General features: G+C 58.4%; 17 protein-coding genes and 2 tRNA genes. 10 read left to right on the top strand and 9 right to left on the bottom strand.

Annotated features, from left to right (window positions below; genetic code table 11):
- Positions 1–48 precede the first annotated feature (48 nt).
- Positions 49–534 carry a hypothetical protein gene (locus tag D7X94_RS09555; protein WP_120427494.1) on the top strand — a complete coding sequence of 162 codons (486 nt, stop codon included), beginning with the start codon at positions 49–51 and terminating at the stop codon, positions 532–534.
- Between the two features lie 116 nt (positions 535–650).
- Here the strand turns inward: D7X94_RS09555 and D7X94_RS09560 are convergent, their stop codons facing one another.
- From D7X94_RS09560 to D7X94_RS09585, 6 genes are all read right to left on the bottom strand, one after another.
- Positions 651–1,523, bottom strand: a complete 873-nt coding sequence (locus D7X94_RS09560; protein ID WP_120427495.1) for a sugar phosphate isomerase/epimerase family protein — start codon at positions 1,521–1,523, stop codon at positions 651–653.
- A gap of 1,567 nt (positions 1,524–3,090) precedes the next feature.
- Positions 3,091–3,561, bottom strand: a complete 471-nt coding sequence (locus tag D7X94_RS09565) for a hypothetical protein (RefSeq protein WP_120427496.1) — start codon at positions 3,559–3,561, stop codon at positions 3,091–3,093.
- 45 nt (positions 3,562–3,606) lie between these two features.
- A complete protein-coding gene (locus D7X94_RS09570; protein WP_120427497.1) occupies positions 3,607–4,683 on the bottom strand; it encodes a 6-phosphofructokinase in 1,077 nt (358 codons plus the stop codon).
- 695 nt (positions 4,684–5,378) lie between these two features.
- Complete coding sequence (locus tag D7X94_RS09575; protein WP_120427498.1) at positions 5,379–5,930, bottom strand: AAA family ATPase; 552 nt, start codon at positions 5,928–5,930, stop codon at positions 5,379–5,381.
- Entirely contained in the window at positions 5,927–8,041 is a 2,115-nt protein-coding gene (locus D7X94_RS09580; RefSeq protein WP_279221771.1) for an RNA degradosome polyphosphate kinase, read from the bottom strand. Before D7X94_RS09580 ends, D7X94_RS09575 begins: the two co-directional genes overlap by 4 nt.
- A 341-nt stretch (positions 8,042–8,382) precedes the next feature.
- On the bottom strand, positions 8,383–9,921 hold the full coding sequence (locus D7X94_RS09585) for a Ppx/GppA phosphatase family protein (protein ID WP_120427499.1): 1,539 nt from the start codon (positions 9,919–9,921) through the stop codon (positions 8,383–8,385).
- Between the two features lie 795 nt (positions 9,922–10,716).
- Here D7X94_RS09585 and D7X94_RS09590 point away from each other — a divergent pair.
- The 4 genes from D7X94_RS09590 to D7X94_RS09605 all read left to right on the top strand — a co-directional run bounded on the left by D7X94_RS09590 (position 10,717) and on the right by D7X94_RS09605 (position 13,624).
- A tRNA-Ser gene (locus D7X94_RS09590) sits at positions 10,717–10,803 on the top strand.
- Between the two features lie 61 nt (positions 10,804–10,864).
- Complete coding sequence (locus D7X94_RS09595; RefSeq protein WP_120427500.1) at positions 10,865–11,326, top strand: 8-oxo-dGTP diphosphatase; 462 nt, start codon at positions 10,865–10,867, stop codon at positions 11,324–11,326.
- A gap of 336 nt (positions 11,327–11,662) precedes the next feature.
- On the top strand, positions 11,663–13,057 hold the full coding sequence (asnS, locus tag D7X94_RS09600) for an asparagine--tRNA ligase (protein WP_120427501.1): 1,395 nt from the start codon (positions 11,663–11,665) through the stop codon (positions 13,055–13,057).
- 9 nt (positions 13,058–13,066) lie between these two features.
- Positions 13,067–13,624, top strand: coding sequence for a Type 1 glutamine amidotransferase-like domain-containing protein (locus D7X94_RS09605; protein WP_120427502.1), 558 nt, complete (start codon positions 13,067–13,069; stop codon positions 13,622–13,624).
- Positions 13,625–14,127: 503 nt separating this feature from the next.
- Here the strand turns inward: D7X94_RS09605 and D7X94_RS09610 are convergent.
- Genes D7X94_RS09610 through D7X94_RS09620 form a run of 3 tightly spaced genes read right to left on the bottom strand, consistent with a single transcriptional unit; the run spans position 14,128 to position 16,154 of the window.
- Complete coding sequence (locus D7X94_RS09610; protein WP_120427503.1) at positions 14,128–14,529, bottom strand: DUF1284 domain-containing protein; 402 nt, start codon at positions 14,527–14,529, stop codon at positions 14,128–14,130.
- The gene (locus tag D7X94_RS09615; protein ID WP_120427504.1) at positions 14,526–15,080 is read right to left on the bottom strand and encodes a biotin transporter BioY; all 555 of its coding nucleotides are present in this window, start codon (positions 15,078–15,080) and stop codon (positions 14,526–14,528) included. Before D7X94_RS09615 ends, D7X94_RS09610 begins: the two co-directional genes overlap by 4 nt.
- Positions 15,081–15,137: 57 nt before the next feature.
- Positions 15,138–16,154 carry a biotin--[acetyl-CoA-carboxylase] ligase gene (locus D7X94_RS09620; protein ID WP_120427505.1) on the bottom strand — a complete coding sequence of 339 codons (1,017 nt, stop codon included), beginning with the start codon at positions 16,152–16,154 and terminating at the stop codon, positions 15,138–15,140.
- 219 nt (positions 16,155–16,373) lie between these two features.
- Here D7X94_RS09620 and D7X94_RS09625 point away from each other — a divergent pair.
- From D7X94_RS09625 to D7X94_RS09645, 5 genes are all read left to right on the top strand, one after another.
- Positions 16,374–16,449: transfer RNA gene (locus D7X94_RS09625), tRNA-Ala, on the top strand.
- A gap of 214 nt (positions 16,450–16,663) precedes the next feature.
- Positions 16,664–16,837 carry a replication initiator protein A gene (locus D7X94_RS09630; protein ID WP_120427506.1) on the top strand — a complete coding sequence of 58 codons (174 nt, stop codon included), beginning with the start codon at positions 16,664–16,666 and terminating at the stop codon, positions 16,835–16,837.
- A gap of 115 nt (positions 16,838–16,952) precedes the next feature.
- Positions 16,953–17,693: a DUF6017 domain-containing protein gene (locus D7X94_RS09635; RefSeq protein ID WP_120427507.1), complete on the top strand. Its 741-nt coding sequence runs from the start codon at positions 16,953–16,955 to the stop codon at positions 17,691–17,693.
- A 109-nt stretch (positions 17,694–17,802) separates the two neighbouring features.
- On the top strand, positions 17,803–18,168 hold the full coding sequence (locus tag D7X94_RS09640) for a DUF7768 domain-containing protein (RefSeq protein ID WP_243111245.1): 366 nt from the start codon (positions 17,803–17,805) through the stop codon (positions 18,166–18,168).
- An 85-nt stretch (positions 18,169–18,253) separates the two neighbouring features.
- Positions 18,254–23,434 carry an isopeptide-forming domain-containing fimbrial protein gene (locus tag D7X94_RS09645; RefSeq protein WP_158590978.1) on the top strand — a complete coding sequence of 1,727 codons (5,181 nt, stop codon included), beginning with the start codon at positions 18,254–18,256 and terminating at the stop codon, positions 23,432–23,434.
- Positions 23,435–23,444 lie beyond the last annotated feature (10 nt).

Raw genomic sequence — 23,444 nt, forward strand, 5'->3', positions numbered from 1 at the left:
CTTTCCTGATGATATAATTGCAAGGAAACGAAGGAGGGCGGGATTAAAATGAACATGAAAGAACGGAATGAGATATATGAACAGCTTCAAACCAGGTGCGGCGCTTTGAGGCACGGCCTGCGTGACGGAATGCCGGAGACAAAATGGGGATGGTACAACGGCCACTACTATAAAAATGACCAGGGCGAGTATGAACGGGCGGAATACCCTATCCCGGTTATCACTGTCCAGGGCGTTTGCGACATAGAAATCAATCTGGATTCGGTCAGCCTCACCACGAAACGCGGCCGGCTGGAGACATTGGACTACTCCCTGGACAAATTTGCCGGCATACCCTTTGAGGTGTTCAGCATAGAGCAATATTTGGATCCGGACTACTACGCCCCTGGCATGGACATGGAGGCCTTTCGGGAAAATATAAGAAAATCCCAGGAGAAGGAACTGGGATTTTCCTTTCAGTTTGAATGTGACGTGGACTCCGGCAGAATGCGCGAGTTTGTGCAGCTGCTTCGGCGAGAGGGGTTTTATAGTTAACGCAGTTCAAAAGAGGTAGAATGCCTCTTTTGAACCCGGCAGGGAGGTCACGACCTCCTCAGCCGCCTAGCGTGAAAATCGGTATTTACCGATTTTCACGTGCGTTTACTATACAATCAGGCCTCTTCCCAGTAGCGCTTCAGGTTGGCAAGGCCGATGCGGATGGCGGACACGGCGGGCTCCATGCCCTCGAACTCGATGGCGATGGTGTCGTCGTATCCTGCGGCCTTCAGGATGTGCAGGCACTGCTTCACCGGCACGTTGCCGTGGCCGATCACCGTGCCCCGCAGGTAGTTGCCGGAGCGGGTCTGGAAGGCCCCCTCGCCGGGGTCGTTGTCGTAGTAGCTCTTGACGATGAAGTCCTTGGCGTGGACGTACTTCACGTAGGGGGCCACCCGGGCCACCGCCTTGGCGGGGTCCTCGTCGGCGCAGGTGAAGTTGCCAATGTCACAGAGCAGGGCGAAATTGGGATGGTTCACCGTGTTGTAGAGGAGCTCCACCCGCTGGGAGTCTTGGGAGAAGAAGCCGTGGTTTTCCGTCATGGTGAGGATGCCCTTAGAGGCGGCGTAGTCGGCGATCTCCCGCACGGATTCCGCCAGCTGGGGGACCAGGGCAGCGTAGCTCTTGGGAGAGCCCTTCTGGCCCATGGTGATGTCGTGGCGCATCCGGGGGACCCCTAAAATTTCGGCGATGTCCACCATGCCCTTCACCCGGGCGATCTCCTTTTGCACGTCTCCGGAGCCGTCCAGGCCGTTCAAAAGGTCCGCGCCTACCGCGAAGGAGGAGATGGACAGGCCGTGCTTATCGGCCTCGGCCTTGAGCTCCCGGGCCTTCTGGGGCATCTCCTCGGGAGGGCAGCCGAAGCAGAAGTCCACGGCCTCGATGGCATCGAAGCCCAGCTCCTTGGCCTTGGCCACACACTGGAGCAGGGTGAGCTCGCCGCTCTGGACAGCGCTGAAGAAGCTGTAGAGACTGACTGAGAATTTCATAACGATCTTCCTTTCTGGTTTGTTTTTTATAAGAATGATAACGGAGTCGCACCCAGCTGACCAGGGTAAAAGTTTTGCAGACTTCGCTCTGCGAAGTCTTAGCTTTCTTCAAAAGCTCGCGGAGGTTTGGAGGGCGACAATCGCCAGTGGCGATTTCCCGTCGCCGACCGAAGCGGCAGCTGAGACTCAGAGCCTCCAAGGTCTTGCCCTTGACCTTAAACATCTGAGAAGCGCAATTTTTGCAGGTGTGAATCATAGTTAACGCTCGCTGCGCTCGGTTAACTATCCGAGTTTTGCTTTGCAAAACATCGGCAAGAGGAAACGGAGAGTTCATCTCGCCGTGCGAGATGAATCTCTTTTGCAACTGAGAAAAAAGTTTCCTAGTCCCGGAGAAAGCCAGCTCTGTGTGTATGCGCACTCAGCCCAGCAGAGTTTTGCGAAGCAAAACGGAAAGATAAACCGAGCTGCGCGAGTGTTTATCTTTTTGTCACGACGGCGAAACTCCGCTATCTCCTTTCGCTATGGTCCGCGCCGTGCGTCTGGCACCCAGCCCGGTGAGTTTTGCTCTGCAAAACTCATGACGCCTGACGAAGCTAAGCTATTTCCTCACTCTATTCTCGGCGTTAGGCGCCCCGCTCGCATTTTGCGGCTTGCCGCAAAATGGCCGTGGGGAAACGGGCGAAACCCGTTCCCCCGGCGGTTCGTCTGAAGGACGAACCCGAGCGGGGGGATGCGGCGAAAGCCAGCTGAGCGCCTGGAACCAGCCCAAAGACCTGCCCGGCCCTGTGCTCCGCAACTAGCTAACGCGCGCACTCACGCGCCCAACGCGCCCGTATAACAAATAGAGTACTTTTTGAGACGCGCCCTAGGCGGAGCGCGTTGGGTGGGCTATTCACACGCGGGGACAGCAGAAGGCGAAAGCTGGGGTGGGAAGTCGCTGGCTTTCCCTGGTACTAGGGCGCTTTTTTTCAGTTGTAAAAGAGATTCATCTCGCACAGCGAGATGAACTCTCCGCGCCCTCTTGCAAGAGTTTTGCTTTGCAAAACTCGGATAGTTAATCGAGCGAAGCGAGCATTAACTATGATTCACCACTTCAAAAAATACGCTTCTCAGGAGGTAAGGTCAAGGGCAAGACCTTGGGGTTTCACCCCAAACCCCACAAACTTTTACCCTGGCGGGCTTTTCCGCTCTCAGCTAACTGCGTGTGCCAGCTTCGCGCCCAGTCCGGCGAGTTTTGCTTCGCAAAACTCGTGACATACCGCGAAGCCTAGCCTGCGCCTCGCACCCGCTTGGCGCGGTATGCCAGCTTCGCGCCCAGTCCGGCGAGTTTTGCTTCGCAAAACTCGTGACATACCGCGAAGCCTAGCCTGCGCCTCGCACCCGCTTGGCGCGGTATGCCAGCTTCGCGCCCAGTCCGGCGAGTTTTGCTTCGCAAAACTCGTGACATACCGCGAAGCCTAGCCTGCGCCTCGCACCCGCTTGGCGCGGTATGCCAGCTTCGCGGGCCAAGAGCCCGCCGAACCCGCTCCGCCTGGGGCGCGCCCCACATATCACAAAAAATAGAGATCTACTTTATCTTCACCGGCACGAAGCACTCCATCAGGGCAAAGCCCTGGGCTTCAATCACCTTCGGCGGCGTGATGATGTGCCCCATGGAGTAGTGCCCCCGCCGCTCGTCCAGGTCAAAGATCTCGCTGCTCTTGGCAAACTCCACGGCCGCTTCATAGAGCCGCTGGTTCTCCTCCTCGTCGTGGTCCCGGTAGGTGTAGGTCAGGTAGAGGCCGCCGTCGAAGGAGACCTTCTCAAAGCCCCCGTCCGGCATTCCCTCCTCCCAGGCGTACCACCACTCCAGGCCCCCGGCCTCCCCGTTGAAGAAGAGAAAGTCTCTGGGCCGAAAGCTGTCCCTGGGGCTGGGCTTAATGGTGCTGAAGTGGGCGTTGAATCTGCCCAGCACGCCCTCCGGGGAGAAGTCCATCTCTGGGTCCGGGCCGGAGGTCACGGCGGTAAAGGGCGGCAGAGAGATGATGGGAAAGTTCATAGTAAAACTCCTTCACATGTTTTTATTATTGAGAACAGCCTGGGTTCAGTCCCCGAAGCTGACGCCGATCTGTCGGGCGGCCTTGATCTCCCCGCAGTCCACAGGCACAGACTTCAGCTTGCCCGCCACGTCCCCCAGGGGCACAGGCACGGTCTCCCCGTTCACCATGCCCACCATCACGCCGAAGGTCTTTTCCTTGATGAACCGGGCAGCGGTGGCTCCCAGGCGGGTGCAGAGGACCCGGTCGTAGGCGCAGGGGCTGCCTCCCCGCTGGAAGTGCCCGGGCACGCACACCCGGATCTCGTTGTCGATCTTGTCCCCCAGCTCCTCGGCGATGCGGTACACGATGGAGGGGTGGTTCTCCTCGGCCCGCTTCTTCTTGAACTCCTTCTTGGAGAGCTTGGCCTCCTCCTTGGAGAGGGCGCCCTCCGCCACGGCCAGGATGGAGAATTTCTTGCCGTTATCGATGCGGCTCTGGAGGGTTTTGGCGACCTTGTCGATGTCGTAGGGGATCTCCGGCAGCAAGATCACGTCCGCGCCGCCGGCGATGCCCGCCGAGAGGGTGAGCCAGCCCACCTTGTGACCCATGACCTCCACGATGAAGATCCGGCCGTGGGAGGTGGCGGTGGTGTGGATGCAGTCGATCACGTTGGTGGCGACCTCCACCGCGCTGTGGTAGCCAAAAGTCACGTCCGTGCCCCAGATGTCGTTGTCGATGGTCTTGGGCAGGTGGATGACGTTCAGGCCCTCCTCTCGAAGGAGGTTGGCGGTTTTCTGGGTGCCGTTGCCGCCCAGGATCACCAGGCAGTCCAGCTTCATCTTCTTATAGTGGGACTTCATGGCGGCGACCTTGTCCACGCTGTTCTCGTCGATGACGCGGATGGTCTTGAAGGGCTGGCGGGAGGTGCCCAGAAGGGTGCCGCCCAGGGTGAGGATGCCGGAGAAATCCGAGGGCTCCATGAGCTTATATTCCCCGAAAATCAGGCCCTTATAGCCGTCCTTGATGCCGTAGATCTCCACGTTTTTGCCAAACTCTTCATAGAGCCCCTTGGCAACGCCCCGAATGGCCGAGTTCAGGCCCTGGCAGTCGCCGCCGCTGGTGAGAATTCCTACTCGCTTCATAATGATTACCTCCTTTTGTAGACCTTGAGGGCGTTGCCCTCAAACTCCCACCACCTTTGAAAAGGTGGACGAAACTTTTACCCACTCCTCACTTCGTTCGTCGTGAACGATTTACGGAACAACTGTGACCGGTCCAGCGGGTCTTAAGCTGGCGGGGGTGTGGGGCGCGGAGCCCCACGACCTTGCCCTTAAACACCTGAGAAGCGTATTTTTGAAGGTGAATTGCCGCGCAGCGGCAAGAGGAAACTTTTTACAAGAAAAAAAGTTTCCTAGTCCCGGAAAAAGCCAGCTGTTTCGCCCCCGGCTTTCGCCTTTTGCTGTCCCCGCGTGTGGATAGCCAGCTGAACGCACTCCGCCTGGGGCGCGTCTCAAAGACATGCTTCATTTTTTATGGGCGCGCCCCAGGTAGGGCGCGTTTGGCAGGCTTTCGGTCCGCGGGGCCAGCCCCCCGCATCCGCCCCGCTCGCATTTTGCGGCGAGCCGCAAAATGGCCGTGGGGGAAACGGGCAAGGCCCGTTTCCCCCGGCGGTTCGTCCGAAGGACGAACCCGAGCGGGGTACACGGCGCGAAGAATGGCGAAAGGATAAAGCCGGGTTTCGCCGTAGTGTCAAAAAGATAAACACTCGCGCGGCTCGGTTTATCTTTCCGTTTTCCTGCGGAAAACTCTGCAAAGCTGGGTGCAACACGCACCGCGACTACAGCCCAAACCCCTCCTGGATCATCCTGGCCGCGTCCTGCGGCGAAAGCCCCGAGTTGTCGATCCGCATGTAGTTCGGGAAGGAGATCTCCCCCGGCAGGCTCTCCAGCCGGTATTTGGCGTCGTCCGCGAGAAGCCGCCGGTTGGAGGCCTCCAGGTCCCGCTTGGAGGCCTTGCTTTGCAGACGGTTTTCGCTCTGGTTCCGCCGTAGCCGCACCTCCTGGGGGGCCACCAGCTCCACATAGTAGAACTCCGTGCCGTAGGGCGCGAAAATCCCCTTGATGCGCTCCACATAGTCCCAGTCCGATTGCTGGTCGAAGGCCCACATATAGGTGAAGATCATGCCGTACTGGTCCGTCTTGGCGAACTCCCCAAAGATCACCTCCCGGCAGCGCTGGATGGCGGCGCTGTTGAAATCCCCGAAGATCTCCAGGATGGGCTCGATGGTCATGTGGTTGTGGAAGAGCCGCAGGCCCGTGCGCTTCATCAGCTCCTGGCCCACCGTCATCTTTCCCACGGCTGCGTTTCCAAACAATAGAACAAGTTTCATTGGGCCTCCTCCGCCGAGTGGATGGGGATCAGCGGGCTGTCGTTTTCCACCTTTTGCAGGGATTTGAGCCGGGCCTGGGCCTGCTTGTAGAACTCCTGCTGGCTGCTGAAGGCGGCCTTCCCCCGGCGGCTGACATGCTGGTAGCTGGTGTCCGGCTGCATGACCCGGGCGTTGGTGTTGTCGCTGAGCAGGGTGTCCAGAATGCCGAAGGCCCGGGCTTTCAGATCCTCGTCCTCAATGGGGAACACCAGCTCGATGCGCCGGTCCAGGTTTCGGGGCATCCAGTCGGCGGAGCCCATGTAGATCTTGGGGTCCCCGGCGTTCTCGAAGCGGAACACCCGGCTGTGCTCCAGAAGCTGGCCCACAATGCTGACCACCTGGATGTTCTCGCTGACCTCCGGGAGCCCCGGAATCAGGCAGCAGATGCCCCGCACCACCAGCCGCACCGGCACCCCGGCCTCACTGGCCTCATAGAGCAGGCCGATGATCTCCGGGTCCACCAGGGAGTTCACCTTGGCGGTGATGCCGCAGGGCAGGCCCGCCCGGGCGTTCTCCGTCTCGATTCGGATGCGCCGGGCGAAGAAGCTCCGCAGGCCGTGGGGGGCCACCGCGAAATGCTTATACTCCGGGGGCCGGGAATAACCGGTGATCACGTTAAAGAGGGAAGAGGCGTCTGCGCCGTACTGGCTGTTGCAGGTGAAAAGGCCCACGTCCGTGTAGATTTTGGCGGTGGAGTCGTTGTAGTTGCCCGTGCCCAGGTGCAGGTAGCGGCGGATGCCGTCCTCCTCCCGGCGGACAACCAGGGCGATCTTGCAGTGGGTCTTGAGGCCGTGGAGGCCGTAGATCACATGGCACCCGGCCTTTTCCAGCTTCTGGGCCCAGTTGATGTTGTTCTCCTCGTCGAAGCGGGCCTTCAGCTCCACCAGCACCGTGACCTGCTTGCCGTTCTCCGCGGCGCGGATCAAGGCGGCGATGATGGGGGAATTGCCGCTGACCCGGTAGAGGGTCTGCTTGATGGCCAGCACGTCCTGGTCCTCGGCGGCCTGCTCGATGAACTTCACCACGCAGTCGAAGCTCTCGTAGGGATGGTGGACCATCCGGTCCTTGTCCCGGATGGCGGAGAAGATGTCGTCATAGCCCCAGAAATCCGCAGGGGCCACCGGGACAATGGGTTTAAAGCACATGCCCTCGCAGCCCTTGACGCCCGCGAACTTGGAGAAGAAGGTCAGGTCCAGGGGGCCGGGGAGCTGGTAGATCTCGTTTTTCTTGATCTTCAGCTGGTCGATGAGGAAGCCCCGCAGGTCCTTGTCGCATTTTTGCAGCAGCTCCAGGCGCACGGGGCGGCCCCGCTTCCGGCGCTTGATGGACTTCTTCACCTCGCTCATAAAGTCCTCGGCCTCTTCGTCGATCTCCAGGTCCGAGTCCCGGGTAACCCGGAAGGGGCAGGAGGCCTTGATGGCGTGAAGCTCGAAGAGCTCCGGCAGGTGGGCGGCGATGACCTCCTCCAGCAGGGTGAAGGCCCGGCCCTCTTCGCAGGGCAGCTCCAGAAACCGGGGGAGGATGGAGGGAACCTGGACCACGGCGAAGTTCTTCTCCTTTTCCTTGCCCTCCTTGCTCTCCAGGCGTACGGCCAGGTTCAGAGTCTTGTTGGCAAGCAAGGGGAAGGGGCGGCTGCCGTCTACGGCCAAGGGGGTGAGCACCGGGAACAGCACATGGTGGAAATAGCGGTCGGCGTAGTCCTTCTGGGCGGCGTCCATGTCCCCAAAGGCCAGAAAGCGGATGCCCTCCCGCTCTAAAGCGGGGAGAATGGACCGGTGCAGGCAGGAATACTGCCGCTCCATAAAGTGGTGGGTCTTTTCCTCCAGCTCCTTGAGCAGGTCCTCGGGGGAGAGATCCAGAGACTCTTTGGGCTTATAGCCGGAATTCACCTGGGCCTTGACGCCGGCCACGCGCACCATGAAGAACTCGTCCAGGTTAGAGCCGGTGATGGCCAGAAAGCGCAGGCGCTCCATCAGCGGGTTCTCCTTTTTGGTGGCCTCCTCCAGCACTCGGGCGTTAAAGTCCATCCAGCTCAGCTCTCGGTTATAGTAGGGCATTTTCTTTTCAGCCACAGCACACACCTCTCGTTTTTTGAGTATTATGGGGCCTCCATGCGCACAGCGACGCGCATTCCGGCAAGGGGGGCTTTGCCCCCTCCACCCCCACCACCTTTGAAAAGGTGGACGAAACTTTTATCCTGGTTAGCTGATTGCGATAAAGCCAACTGTATTGCGTTACGCGGTCAAGGGGCGGGGAAAATCGCCAGTGGCGATTGTTCTGACCCGACCGAGCCGGCAGGCGAGACAGGCCCCTTGCAGGGTGTGCCTTAGCAGCGTCCCACGACCTTGCCGTAGTCGGCGTCTCTGTGCCGACGAAGGCCACACCGTATGACTTCAAAAACTCCCCGTACTCATCAAATCATGTCAAACTTGATGGAGAGCTCCGGGGACAGCCCGAACACCTCCTGGAATACCCCGGCGGACTCCTCGAAATCCCACTGCTCCAAGAGGGTGTTCACAGCGGATTCCGCCCGGATGAGCACCCGGTCCTCGTCCAGGCTCACCTTCAAATTCCGCAGCTTTCCCCGGTGGGACTTGTCCAGAGCGTTTGCCAGCCGGAAAATGGCGGAGAGCTTGGAAACCGCCATGCGGTCCGGCCCAGGCAGAGAGGAGAGCCCGGAGGCCTCGGCGGAGCTGATGCTTCCGGCTACCAGGGCCACCTGAAGCACCTCCCGGGAGGAGAGGCCGAACAGGTCCATGCCCCGGATCAAGTCAAAGGTGCAGTGGTTGTGCTGGCGCAGGCTCACATAGCCGCCGCAGCTGTGGAGAACCGCCGCCAGCTCCAGGATCAGCCGCTTGGAGGGGTCCAGCCCGTGGATTTTTTTCAGCTTGTCGAAAAGGCGGCAGGCGTAGTCCCCCACCCGACGGCTGTGGAGTAGGTCGCAGTGGAAGGCAGAGGCCGTGGTGCTGGCGCAGGCCAGGGCGTTGCGGCGCAGATAGGCGGCCCATTCCCCGTCCGCCTTGGGGGTGAGGGTCTGGCGCATGACCGCCTCGGTAAGGTCCACGGCCGGGGAGAGAATCTCCTTGGCCTCCGGGCAGAAGCGCATCATGCCCCGGTAGATGAACAGGGCCGTGTACAAGAGGGAGGCCCGCCCCTCGGGGATGCCGTAGCGCAGGGCGATGCTCTCAGAGGTGAGGCCCCGGACAGAGTCGTATAGCGCCTCCAAAGCCTGGGCGTCGATGCGGTGGAGGGATTCACCGGGCTTGCAGCCGCAGAGCTTGGCAATCAGCCTGATCTGGGAGCCGGTAAGCGCCAGGTGCTGGATCTGAAGCCCCGAGAGGTGCATCCGGTTCAGCACGGTGTCCATGTATTCCTCCAGGATATAGTGGAACCCGTCCGCCCGACGGCGTAGGCCGCCCAACACGTCGTTGAGCTTCAAGGCGCCCATGGGGACGCTCTGGAAATAGAGAATCTCCTTTCCGTTATGCACCCCGAGGCCGATGCTGCCCGAGCCGATGTGGGCCATCAGGGTGTTGCCGGGACCCAGTGCGTTTTCTCCCTGAAGGCGCTGCCCCACCTCGGAAAAGATATAGGCCTTTTCCTGGCTGGTGTCCAGCACGGTCACGTCCATGCCGTTGCGCACCTTGAGCTGGTCGATGACCAGGGCCTGGTTGCGGGCCTCCAAGAGGGCGGAGCCGGAAACCACCCGGGGCTTTTCTATATTATAGGAAAGAAGGGCTTCGGAAAACTTCCGGAGCGCGTCGGAAAGCCCCCGCAGGCTCTCAAAACTGATGGACCCGGTTTCGAACACATCGTGGTCCAGGGCGATGGGGTATTCCAAATAGTCCAGGGTGCGGGGCTTGCCCTTCACCAGCTGGGAAACCCGCATCTTTACGTTGTTGGTGCCGATTTCAATGACCGCCGCGGCACCGGCGGCGCCTTTCTTGTTCAAGGCTATCCCTCCTTTTCTTAAGGTCGTGGGACGTTGTCCCACACCCTACAAACTTTTTCCCTGCTTCCTCACTACGTTCATCGTAAAGGTTTTGATGTTTTGACGAGCTAACCTAACAACCGTAAAAGTTTCGTAGACTTCGTTCTACGAAGTCTTACCTTTCTCAAAGGTTGCGGAGGTTTGGAGGGCGACAATCGCCAGTGGCGATTTCCTGTCGCCGACCGAGTCGGCAGATGAGACGCAGCGCCTCCAAGGTCTTGCCCTTAAACACCTGTGAAGCGCATTTTTGAAGTGGTGAATAATAGGTTAACGCTCGCTGTGCTCGGTTAACTATCCGAGTTTTGCGAGGCAAAACTCGTGACACACGGCGAAGCCCAGCTTGCACCTCGCACTCGCTAGGTGCGGTGTGCCCCGCTCGGGTTCGTCCGGAGGACGAACCGCCGGGGAAACAGGCTTTGCCTGTTTCCCCCTGGCCATTTTGCGGCTTGCCGCAAAATGCGAGCGGGGTGGATGCGGAGAAAGCCAGCTCTATGCACAGCTTCCCGGCCCAAACACCCGCTGTGTGTGGTGCTCCACAACCAGCCTACGCGCGCACCCACGCCCCCATACCAGAATAAAACGTGCGCCGTGTGCCCCACGGCTTCACTCCTCTGATTATACCAAATCTTTCCGGAATATTCAAACCCTTTTTTGGAGTTTTGCCCGAAAAAATCTCTGGCTTTTGCGGCAAATAAAATTTTTTAAAAACCCTTGATTTTTTCCCCCGAATCCGCTATAATAATTGAGCCGGGACACGGAGAGGTATTCTAATTGGTAAGGAGCCACATTGGAAATGTGGTGTGCCGCAAGGCATTGTGCGTTCGAGTCGCATCCTCTCCGCCACCAAAGAGAGCGTCGGAGCTTTTCCGGCGCTTCTTTTCATTTTTCGCGGAGGGGGATGGAGATGGGCAGGAAAATTCAGGCGGAGCTTACCAATATGTGCATGGTTTGCCGGGGGGACCAGGTGCTGGTGCAGCGCCGCAGCCCGGAGCACGGCTGGTCGGGGATCACCTTTCCCGGTGGGCATGTGGAGCCCGGGGAGAGCGTCACCCAGTCCGTGGTGCGGGAGGTTTTTGAGGAGACCGGCCTGCGCCTGCGCCACCCCCGCCTGTGCGGCGTGAAAAACTGGATAGAGGACGACGGGTCCCGCTACATCGTCTTTCTATATAAATGTGATGAATTCTCCGGGGAGCTTCGGTCCTCGGAGGAAGGGGAGGTTTTCTGGGCAGACCGCGATGGCCTGCCCGGTATGAATCTCTCCAGCGGCATGGAGGAGACCTTTCGGGTCTTTTTTGAGGAGGAGCTCAGCGAGCTCTGCTACTGCCGGGAGGACCCGGAGAACGACTGGCGGATCGTGCTGGAGTAGTGCATATTTGGGGGGGTGACGGTTTGGCCTCCGGCGGCTGGGGGCTCCGCCCCCTGTCTCCCGCAACCTTTGAGAAAGGTGAGACTTCGTGAAACGAAGTCTACGAAACATTTTACCCTGGTTAGCCATGTGCGCCCACGGAACACTTTGCGCGGTCAAGGGGCGGGGAAAATCGCCAGTGGCGATTGTTCTGACCCGACCGAACCGGCAGGTGAGACAGGCCCCTTGCAGGGTGTGCCTTAGCAGAGTCCCACGACCTTGCCGCCGGAGGCCCCATATTACATCAAAAAACTTTTACGGCGCTCTGCGCCAGAACTATTTAAGGAGAGAATTCTTATGAGACGTCACGACATCGCGTCATTTTATAAAGACCTTCCCGCCTATGCCGGGCAGACCGTCACCGTCTGCGGCTGGGCCCGCTCCATTCGGGATTCCAAAACCCTGGGGTTCATTGACCTGAACGACGGCACCTCCTTCAAGGGGGTCCAGGTGGTCTTTGAGGAGGGGAAAATCAATAACTTCAAGGAGATCGCCGCCCAGAACGTGGGCGCGGCCCTCATCGTCACCGGGGAGCTCGTCGCCACGCCGGAGGCCAAGCAGCCCTTTGAGATCCATGCCGCGAACATCCAGGTGGAGGGCCCCTCAGCCCCGGAGTACCCCCTGCAGAAAAAGCGCCACACCGTGGAGTACCTGCGCACCATCGCCCACCTGCGCCCCCGGACCAACCTGTTCAGCGCGGCCTTCCGGGTGCGTTCGGCGGCGGCTTTCGGGGTGCACAAATTCTTCCAAGAGAACGGCTTCGTCTATGCCCACACGCCCATTATCACCGGCAGCGACTGCGAGGGCGCGGGGGAGATGTTCCAGGTGACCACCCTCAATCTGGACAGCCTGCCCAGAACGGAAGAGGGCGCCATTGACTATAAGGAGGACTTCTTCCAGAAGCCCACCTCCCTCACCGTGTCCGGCCAGCTGGAGGCGGAGTGTATGGCCCTGGCCTTTGGCCGGGTGTACACCTTCGGGCCCACCTTCCGGGCGGAGCGGTCCTATACCCAGCGCCACGCGGCGGAATTCTGGATGATCGAGCCGGAGATCGCCTTCGCGGACCTCCACGACGACATGGACATCATCGAGGCGGCGGTGAAATCCGTGATCCGCTACGTGCTGGAGACCTGCCCCCAGGATCTGGCCTTCTGCAACCAGTTTGTGGACAAGGGCCTCCTGGAGCGCCTGGAGCACGTAGTCTCTTCGGATTTTGTGCGGGTGAGCTACACCGATGCGGTGAAGATTCTGGAGGAGCACAACGACCAGTTTGAATACAAGGTGAGCTGGGGGGCGGACCTGCAAACCGAGCACGAGAAGTTCCTGCCGGAGAAGCACTTTGGCAGGCCGGTGTTCGTCACGGACTACCCCAAGGAGATCAAGGCCTTTTACATGCGCCTGAACGACGACGGCAAGACCGTGGCCGCCACGGATCTGCTGGTGCCTGGCATCGGAGAGCTGGTGGGGGCCAGCCAGAGGGAGGAGCGCCTGGACGTGCTACTCTCCCGCATTCGGGAGCTGGGCCTGAACGAGGAGGACTACTGGTGGTATCTGGACCTGCGGCGCTTCGGCGGGTGCACCCATTCGGGATTCGGCATCGGCTTTGAGCGGCTGGTAATGTACCTGACGGGCATCCAGAATATCCGGGACGTGCTGCCCTTCCCCCGGACCACCGGCGTGGCGGAATTCTAGGAGGCCCCCATGAACCTGCTTTTGACATCCTGCGGCCTGGAAACCGAGGCCATTGAGGCCCGGTTTCTGGAAATGCTTCCCAAGGATCCGGCGGAAATCCGAGCCATGTTCATCCCCACCGCCGCCATTGACCCGGACGCCGTGGAGGTGCTGCCCAAATGCCTCCACGACCTGCTGAAATGCGGGATCCGCCGGGAGAACATCCAGGTTTATGACCTGCACGAGCCCATAGAGGGAGCCCTTGCCAGCTGCTGGGACGTGGTGTACCTGTGCGGCGGCAACACGGAATATCTGCTGAAACGGATCAACCAGGGGGGCTTCCGGGAGCAGCTTCTGGCGTTTCTCTCAGAGGGCGGGGCAGTGCTGGGAGTGAGCGCGGGCAGCATGATCTTCTCCGCCTCTCTGCCGGAAAACCTGGGCGTGCTCCAGTGCCCTCTGGATGTCCACTGCCAGGAGGACCTTCGGGAAAAGCCGGGGCGGTATCCTCTGGGCAGACGGGAGAAAATCCGGCTGGGAAACCGCCAGGGGATCGCGTTCTGCGGGGACGCCCTGGTGGTGTTCGAATAGAAAAAACGGCAGGAAAAAGCCTCCGGGATTCCGGGGGCTTTTTCTATGTTAACTATACTTTTATAGAGTATAGTTTGGCCTCTGGCAGCTGGGGGTTTCACCCCCAGACCCCTGACCAGCTTAAGACCAGCTGGACCGGTCAAAGCCGTCCAGGGTAAAAATTTCGTCCACCTTTTTAAAGGCGGTGGAGGTTTGGAGGCGACGCCTCCAAGGTCTTAACACCTGAGAAGCGCATTTTTGGTGGTGAATTGACGGGCGAAGCCCGGCAAGAGGCCCCTTTTTGCAAGAGAAAAAGGGGCTTGGGCCCGGAGCCAGCCAGCTTAAGACCAGCTGGACCGGTCAAAGCTGTCCAGGATAAAAGTTTTGTCCACTTTTTCAAAAGTGGTGGGGTTCTCAGGGGGCGACAATCGCCAGTGGCGATTTCCCGTCGCCGACCGAGCCGGCAGGCGAGACCCAACGCCCCTAAGCTGCCAAAGGCCAAAATATACTCTCAAAAAGTACACTTAACTATGCCGGGTCTTTTCCCGCAAGAGCGCATAGGAACAGAGGCCCTCTCTGGCCCAGCGGCAGCCGCCGCAAACCCGCTGGAATTCCTCCGGGCCAATGGCGTTCAGCGCGCCCGCGATTTCGTCCCAGCCGAGCTCCCTTCCTGGCTGGAAACCCAGAGCATCCAGGGCCTCCCGGTCACGCCGGGCGACGTCCTCCGTGCCCAGGACGCAGCCCCCGTCCCCCTGGCGGTTGGGGCAGGCCCCGCACACGGCGTCATGCCCCTGAACCAGCCGGAAACGCCCGCCCAGCCTGCCCTCCTCGATCAGGGCGGACATGTTCTGGGTGAAGGCCTCGTCATAGCCATGGCCGGAGAACAGGGCCATGCAAAACATATGGTGCCCCCGCAATGGCTTCATACGGTGCCTCCTGTCCAGGATTTTTTGAGAGCGGCCGCAACCGCCGCTGAGGCCAGATAGGCCAGCGCCACGGAAATCACGTCTTTGACCAGGAAGGGGAACGAGGCCGCGAAGAACGCCGCGGAAAAGGGCGCGTTCGCCACCCCGGAAAACTGGAAGCAGCCGGCCAAATGGCAGATGGCCAGCCCGGCAAGGCCCAGGGCCAGGCTCACCGCTTTCTTTCCGGACCGGGCTCCCAAGCCGCACAAAAGGGCCATGGGAAGAAAGCTCCAGAGGAATCCGCCGGTGATTCCCACAAAGCTGCCAAGCCCGCCGGAGAACCCGGCAAACACGGGCAGACCTATCGCGCCCAGAATCAGATAAACGCCCACTGCCGCAGAGCCGAAAGCCGGACCCAACAGATACCCGCCCAGGGCCACCGCGAAAGTTTGCAGCGTAATGGGCACACCGCTGGGCAGGGGGATGGAGATTTGGGAGAGAACGGCCAGTACAGCCGCCATCACCCCGGTCATTACCGTCTTTTGCACCGTGTTTTTCAATTCCAGTATCATAGTCATGTCCTTCTAATAATAAAGATTTTGTTGTGGTTGGCCTGTTCGAAAGGGAATTTAATTTGAATCAGACGATTGGCTTTGAAGCTGGCTTAACAGGGGCTCCTTGACAATTGAGACTTCGCCCGTGGAAAAGGCTTGCTTTTGGCCGTCGGGCAGCCGCACGATCAAGCGGGCCTCGCTGTCGATTCCCAGCACCACGCCGCTCCAGGTCCGCTTGCCCTGCTGGAATGTGATTTCCCGCCCGGTAAGCAGGGAACGGGCACGGTATTCCTCCATATAGGTCCGCTCCGGCAGGGCGTGGTAATAGCGAAAAAACCGGTTCAAGACTTCGGCGGCCAACTGCACCCGCGCGCCAGGAGGAGGGGCGCTGGAAAAAAGCGCTCCGGCCACCTGGCAGATTTCAGAGGGGAAGCCGCCGGCGGGCTCCTGGATGTTGATGCCAATGCCCAGCACAGCATAATCCAGCCTGCCGTTCTCAAAGTCCAGGGAGGCCTCTGTCAGGATACCGCAGATTTTCCTGCCCGCCAGGTATACGTCGTTTACCCATTTGATCTGGGATTTCTGCCCGGTGACCTGGTCGACCGCCGCTGCCACCGCCGCCGCCGCCGCCGTGGTAATGGCGAGAGAGTCCTCCGGGGGGAATTCCGGGCGCAGCAGAACGCTCATATAGAGCCCGGACTGCCTAGGGGAGTAGAAGGAACGGCCCAGCCGGCCCTTGCCCTGGCTCTGCCGCTGGGCGATGACCACCATGCCTTCCCGGCCGCCCTGTTCGGCCAACTGCTTCAGCACCGTGTTGGTGGAGGTGACTTCCTCCCGCACGTTTACCGCCACATAGGAAAGACTTTTGTCCAGATACCGGCGGATATTTTCAGGGCTTAGCACATTGCTTTCGGATACCAAACGGTAGCCGCGATTGGTGGTGGCCTCAATGCCGTATTCTTCCTGGCGAAGTTTGTTGACAGCCTTCCAGACGGAGTTCCGGCTGATCCCCAACTGCCCGGCTATTTCTTCTCCAGAAACGCAGTTTTTGTTGTCCCGCAGGAATTGCAGTACTTGGTCCGCTACGTCCATATAGACTCCTCCTTCGAATGTTCTGGCGGGTATGATTCCCTTTTCGAATCATATCCTATCATGAACGGGGGAGATTGTCAACAAATAGAATGATAAGAGGGTGACGATTTGAATAAGACCCTGGCGGCTGAAAAAAAAGAAAAAAATTTGGAAAAAGGCTTGCAAAATTCAAAAAGATGTGGTATTATAATCAAGCGCTAAGGAAGTGTCGTAGATCTTGGGGGTATAGCTCAGCTGGGAGAGCGCTTGAATGGCATTCAAGAGGTCAGCGGTTCGATCCCGCTTATCTCCACCAGAAAGTAGAGAGGGATTTTGTCCCTCTCTACTTTTGTACACAAGGGAAAAGGCTTGTTTCAAAAGGAACGAGCCTTTTTTCGTGTGTGTGTTTCGTAGACTGGCATATCCCGGCCACGAAAGCACACTTCCCCAAGGGGCGTTCAGACTTTTTGAACGCCCCTTTTTTCATGCCCATTTTTAGATACCATCAAACATAGAAAGGAGTTTTCCCCATGAAAGGCCCTGGCTTTGATTATTTCTATGGTGGCGAATCAGAACAATTCAGTTTCTACCGCATCCCCCGGCAGCTAATCGTTGGCCTGGAGTTCAAGCACGTTTCCACCGACACCAAGCTGCTCTATGGCCTTATGCTCGACCGCATGGGGCTGTCTGCCCGGAACGGCTGAATAGTAAACGTGCTTGAAATCCGAAAATCGTGATTTCAAACAGCGGTAATACCGCCAGGGTAAAAGAATTATAAATTCTTTTACCCTGCGTTAACTATATGACGATGAAAACCGGGTGTTCATCTACTACCCGCTGGACGAGATAAAGGAAGCCCTTAATTGTGGCAACGATAAGGCAGTCAAGCTGCTGGCAGAACTGGACAGCGGCAAGGGCATTGGCCTGATACAGAGGGTCAAGCAGGGCCAGGGCAAGCCAGCCAGAATTTATGTCAAGCGTTTCACCACCAGAGAGATAGAACCACAGGTTGAAAATCAGCCCTCTCCCCCGCCCCGAAATCCAGACTTCGGAAAAACCGAAGTCAAGAGTTCGGAAAATCAGAAGTCAAGACTTCGGGAAAACCGAAGTGCAGACTTCGGAAAATCGGAGTGTAATTATACTTACAAGAATCAGACTGAGAGGAGCTATACCGATCCATCTATCCGTCCTGAGATTGAAAAGATGGATTGGCAGGCTTGCCGGGAGGAGGTGATGGAAAATATCAGTTACAGCCAGCTTGTGGAGGAATACGGCAAAGAGGACGTGGAGGGCGTCACTGACCTAATCACCGATATCCTGACTTCCACCCAGCCCACTGTCCGCATTGGCAAGGAGGATTTTCCTCTGAGCGTTGTCCAGGCCCGTTTCTGCAAGCTGGATGAAACACATATCCGGTACGTTTTTGACTGCCTGCACCGGAATACCACCAAAGTCCGCAATATCCGGGCCTATCTTCTGACGAGCCTTTACAACGCGCCCGCCACCATCGGGCAGTTTTATCAGGCCGAGGTTCAGCATGACTTGTACGGCTCTGCTTAATGCGTCCCAAGTTGGGACACAAAAACCAGAAAACAATCTGTCCCAAGTTGGGACGCATTTCACACACGGCTTTACGCCGTTATTTTTTTACCCGGAACCGGGAGAAACGATGATCTATATGACCGCAAAACGCCCTATTGCCTACATCACCGCCGCCTGGAGCGGCAACCGCGCCGCCGACCAGGAACGTGCCACCCAATATTGCAGGCAGGTGTACGAGGCAGGCTATTCCCCCATCTGCCCCAACCTGTTCCTGCCCACGTTCCTCCATGAATCCATCCCCCAGGAGCATAAGGACGGCCTGGACATGGCCCGCGAGTACCTGCGCCGCTCCCGGTTACTGGTGTTGTGCGGGAACCAGGTGGACGAAACGGTAAAGAACGATATCGCCGTAGCCCAACGCCTGCATATTGCCGCCACCACCCTGGAGGGAATCTTGACCGTGAAAGGACAGGGGCAGCAGAATGATGAATAAGCGTTTCTCCCTTCAACCCCGCGCTCCCCCTGTGCTGGCATTATACCCCAAACCCATTAAACAAAAAATAAAAGGAGGCTTCTATTTGAAGAAAATCACCAGTAAATTTATAGCCCTGCTCCTGTCCCTGCTGACCGTCATGGGGACAATGACCACCCCGGCTTTTGCCGCAGAGGACTTGACCCCCGGCAATCCCGGCACCCTGACCGAGCGTTATATCGACGAGAGCACCAGCCGTGAGTTGGCCCCGCCCGCCACCAGCAAATCAAGCTGGGTAAAGGACGCGCCCGCCATCGAGGGGTACGAGTTCGACAGCTTCTCCCAAACAACTGACCACATCTACTCCCAGGAGGAGATCACTTACATCGTGGGCTACCCCGACAAGACCGTCCGGGGCGACCGCAGCCTTACGCGCTCTGAGGCGGCCGCCATCTTCTACCGTCTGTACAACGGCGCGTACCCCGCCCCCAAGCAGCACATGACGGAAAAGACATTTTCCGATGTGTCCAAAGACGTGTGGTATTATGACGAGCTTTCCACCTGCTACAGCGCGGATATCCTCAGCGGGTGCAAGGACGGGAAGTTCCGGCCCCATGAGCCCATCACCCGGGCGGAGTTCGCGGCAATGGCATCGGCTTTTGCCGAGTTGCCCCCGGCGGAAAACGCTCCTTTCAGCGACGTGAGCCGCTCCTATTGGGCCCATGACGATATCAACTCTGCCGCTGAAGCCGGCTGGATCGTGGGCTACCCGGACGGCAGTTTCCGGCCTGAAAGTGAGATAAGCCGGGCCGAGACTGTCACCCTGATAAACCGCCTGCGCAACAGGAACATCACGGCGGCAGAGCTCCGGGCACTTGGGGTGCAGAACCCCTACACCGACCTTTCGGAAAGCTACTGGGCCTATGGCGAGCTCATCGAGGCTACCGTCAAGCACAACGCCGCTGATTGGCACAAGCTGAATTACAATGAGGAAAATCTCAATACAGTTACAGAGCGTTTCGTGGACGGCGAGGGCAACGAAATTGCAGAGCCCATCACCACCAAAGGGCAGGCCGCCCGCGCTCCCAGGGACTTCAAGAACCGCCATTACCTGGGTTACACCACGGAGATCACTTATGTCTACCGCCAGGGGCAGGCTGTTATGACCGGCTCCAAGGAAGTGGACAAGCGTGAGGCGAAAGTTGGCGATACGCTCCATTACACCGTTACCATCGGCAATGATAAGAGCGCTACCGGCACTTTGAGAAATGCCGTCGTGAGCGATACCCTTTCCCAGCATTTAGGGTTTGTTTATGGCAGCGTGCTGGTGGACGGTGAAAATACTAAGTACAACTTCGATGTGAAAACCGGCCTGCTGTCCGTGAATGTCGGGGACATTGCCCCTGGCGAGAGTAGGAAACTCAGCTTTGCCGCTATCGTCAAAGATACCGCTTACGGCGAGACCCTTTCCAATACCGCTATCCTGAGCGCTGATAACAGCGAGGATGTCCCTGTCACGGACACCAGCACCAAGATTGAGGACGGCAAGCCCGGGCTTACCGCTGAAAAGTCTGTGGATAAGGCACAGGCCAAGGTAGGCGATACCCTGACCTATACCGTCACCGCCAAGAACGCGGAGGATGCCACCGCTCCGCTGGAAGATACTACCCTGACAGACACCCTCCCCGCTTTCGTGGACTTTGTGCAGGGCAGCGTCATGGTGGACGGGGCCAGCGGGCACTATAGCTTTGACAATGGCGTGTTGACCGTTGAGTTAGGGGACGTTGAGCCGGACACTGAAAAAACAGTCACTTTCCAGGTGACAGTCAACAGTACGGCTTATAATCAGAGTTTCCAGAATACCGCCGTACTTGATGCAGAGAACAGTGACCCGGTTGTACCCTCTGACGAGGGCGTGACCGTTGAGGACGGCACCGCAAAAATGTCCGCTGTGAAGTCTGTGGACAAAAACAAGGCGAAAGTTGGCGATACCCTGACTTACACCATTACCGCCAGCAATGCCGACACCGCCACCGTCCCCCTGCGGAATGTTATCATGACCGACACGCTCCCCAAGTATATCACCTTCAACCAGGGCAGCGTGGCCGTGGACGGCAGCCCGGTACGCACCACCTTCAACAGCAAGACCCGCCAGCTTTCCGCCGAATTGGGGGATATCGCCCCCAGCCAGAGCAAGACATTGACTTTCTCCGCTCTCGTAAACAATGCCGCCTACGGCAAAAAGTTCAGCAATACCGCCGTTTTGGACGCGGACAATTCCGAGGAAATTCCCGCCGCTGATACCGGCGTGACCGTGGCGGCAGGCGTGCCCGAGGGCAGTTCCGGGGCCAAGACCGTCAGCAAGTCCAAGGCTAATGTTGGTGATACGCTTACTTATTCCATCGCCCTGCGCAACGCCAGAACCGCTACCGCCGATTGGAAAAATGTCAAAGTAACGGACTCTATTCCCGAACACCTTGCCTTTGTCCCCGGCAGTGTGGAGGCAGATGGGCGTTCCAGCAACGACTATTCCTACAATGCAGATACCCGCACCTTGACCCTGATTGCCGACAAAATTGAAGTTGGAAAGACCCTGACCTATACGTTCCGCGTCACCGTGGAGGACGGGGCCCAAGGCCAGTACATTGTGAACACCGCCAAAGTCACTAGCCCCGACCAGGAGGATATGCAGCTGCCTGATACCGGCGTGGAGATCAGCGGGGGCCAGACCGAGCCCATTATGACGAAAACCGCCAGCGTGAAAAAGGCCAAGCCCGGCGACACTTTCACCTACACCGTGGAGGTCAAGAACGGAGCCAAGGCCACCGCTGACTGGAAAAATGTGGTACTTTCCGATGTGCTCCCGGTTGGCGTGGAGCTGGTGGGCGGAACGGTCGCCGTTGACGATACCACCACAAAGTACACCCTCGCCGGGCAGGTGCTGGAAGTGCAGCTTGGCGATCTCAAGCCCAACGAGAGCGTCCGGGTGACGTTCCAGGTGAAGGTTTTGGAGCGTGCTGTGGAGGACATCATCTGCAATGTTGCCACTGCCCAGGGGGATAACGGCAAGCGTACCGCTAGCGGTACCGGCGTAGAGATCGGCCTGGGCAAAGGCGAGTTGAGCGGTACAAAGACCGTCAGCCAGACCACCGCTAAAGTTGGTGATATCCTGACCTACACTATTACCGCCCATAACTCTGACAAGGTTATGTCCAATCTGAAAGATGTAATTGTAACCGATACCCTGTCTGAGTATCTGACCCTGAACCCCAGCACCGTCCAGGTGGACGGCCTTCTCGCCCGTCATTTTTTTGACGGTACGGCCCGGCAGCTCCAGGTGGAGCTGGGGGATATCGCTCCGGGCCAGACGAAAACCGTCGCCTTTGCGGCGGTCAACTCAAACGCCTATGGGAAAAAGTTCGGGAACACAGCCGTTATCACCGCAAAGAACGGTGGGCCCGTTACCCTCACCATGCCCAGCGATGTGGCCGTGACAGACGGCAAGGCCGAGGGCAGCGTCAGTGCTAAGACCGTGGACAAGTCCAAGGCCAAAGTGGGCGATACCCTTACCTATTCGATTGCCGTCCGCAACGCCTCCACCGCCTCCGGGCCTTGGAAGAACGTGGAAGTCATTGACGTTATTCCCGAGCACCTTACTTTTGTTTCCGGGAGCGTGGAGGTAAACGGCAGGTCTACCAATGATTTTTCCTATAACGCCAGCAGCCGCACACTCAAGCTGATTGCCGACAGTGTAGAGCCGGGGCAGACCAAGACTTTCTCGTTCCGTGTTACCGTGGACGAGGGGGCCCAGGGGCTATATATCACCAACACCGCCATCGTGAAAAGCCCTGACCGGGAGGATATTCAGCTCCCCGATACTGGCGTGGACATCGACGGCGGCAAGACTGAACCCTCTTTGACTAAAACTGCAAGCAAAACCGAAGTAAAACCCGGCGATATTTTCACCTATACTATCAAGGTGAAAAACGGCGCCACCGCTACCGCCGACTGGAAAAATGTCACGGTTTCTGACGTGATACCTGCTGGCCTGGAATTTGTGTCCGGTTCTGTGCGGGTGGACGGCAAGACGGTCTCCTATGGTATTTCGGGCCGTGCCATTGAGGTTCCCGCCGGGGATTTGAAACCCAACCAGGAGGCCATTATTGAATTTGACGTGCGTGTCCTGGACAGCGCGGCGGGGACGACCATCACCAACACGGCAACCGGCAAGGGTGACAACGGCGATATAACCGGCACTGACCTTGGGGTGACGGTTCCCAAACCTACGCCAGAGCCTACCCCCACTCCCGGCCAGACGGACAAGCCTGCCCAGCAGCCCAGCGGCACCAAAACCGTGGACAAGACCATCGTGCAGCCCCATGAAACCATTACTTACACCATCACCGCAAACAATACCAGTGACAAGGTGTGGAGCGGCGTCCAGGCCGTCGATACTCTGGACAACTCCCTTATGACCCTGCTCAACGACTCCATCACCATCGACGGCGTGAAAGCGTCCAAGGCCGTGTGGGATTTTGACGGACGCGACCTTGTGATAGACCTGGGTGATATTCAGCCTGGGCAGTCTGTAGAGGCCGTGTTCAGCGTGGAGTTCAAGACGGACGCGTCCAGCAAGAGCTTTACCAACCATGCCGCCATTAAGAGCACCAGCCACAGGGATGTGAATGTCACCGCCCCGGAGGTATCCATCATGGATGATGTGACGATTCCCTTTACGGATATCCACTATGCCATGTTCGTTGGCTATGGTGACAGCGATGGGAACCCCACCCACAAATGGGGGCCTGACGACCCCATTACCCTCCGGCAGATATGCCAGCTCGCGTACCGCATCATGACGGACGGTTACCGCAAGTCTTTGGGGGCGGGGACAAAAACTGTGCCCGATGCTGTCAAAACCGTGGAGGCCCGTTTCCTGATGTCTTTAGGAATGGTGTCCCCGATGGAATATCCTTCCGAATCCGTGGGGAGCGGCCCTGCCACACAGGAGCAGGCGTACCGTATACTGGGAGAAGCGTTCAAGAGGGATTTTACCGCTTATATCGCAGACCCGAAAGCCCATGTGAGCCGTATCAAGATAGCCAGTGATTTCTGTGCCTTCACCGAGCGTGACACCAACCCCGACCGCAGCGGCCTGATAGGGCGCACCTTTACGGACGTAGGTTCCTTTGCCCCGCTGGTGGCCGAGGTCAGCAACAGCCATGAATACACCAAGGACAGCAAGGGCAGGGAAACCTGGATCAAGCTGCTGGACGATGAATGGTAAAAAAAGAAAG

The organism is Acutalibacter sp. 1XD8-33 (genome assembly GCF_003612555.1).
Taxonomy (GTDB): Bacteria; Bacillota; Clostridia; order Oscillospirales; family Acutalibacteraceae; genus Acutalibacter.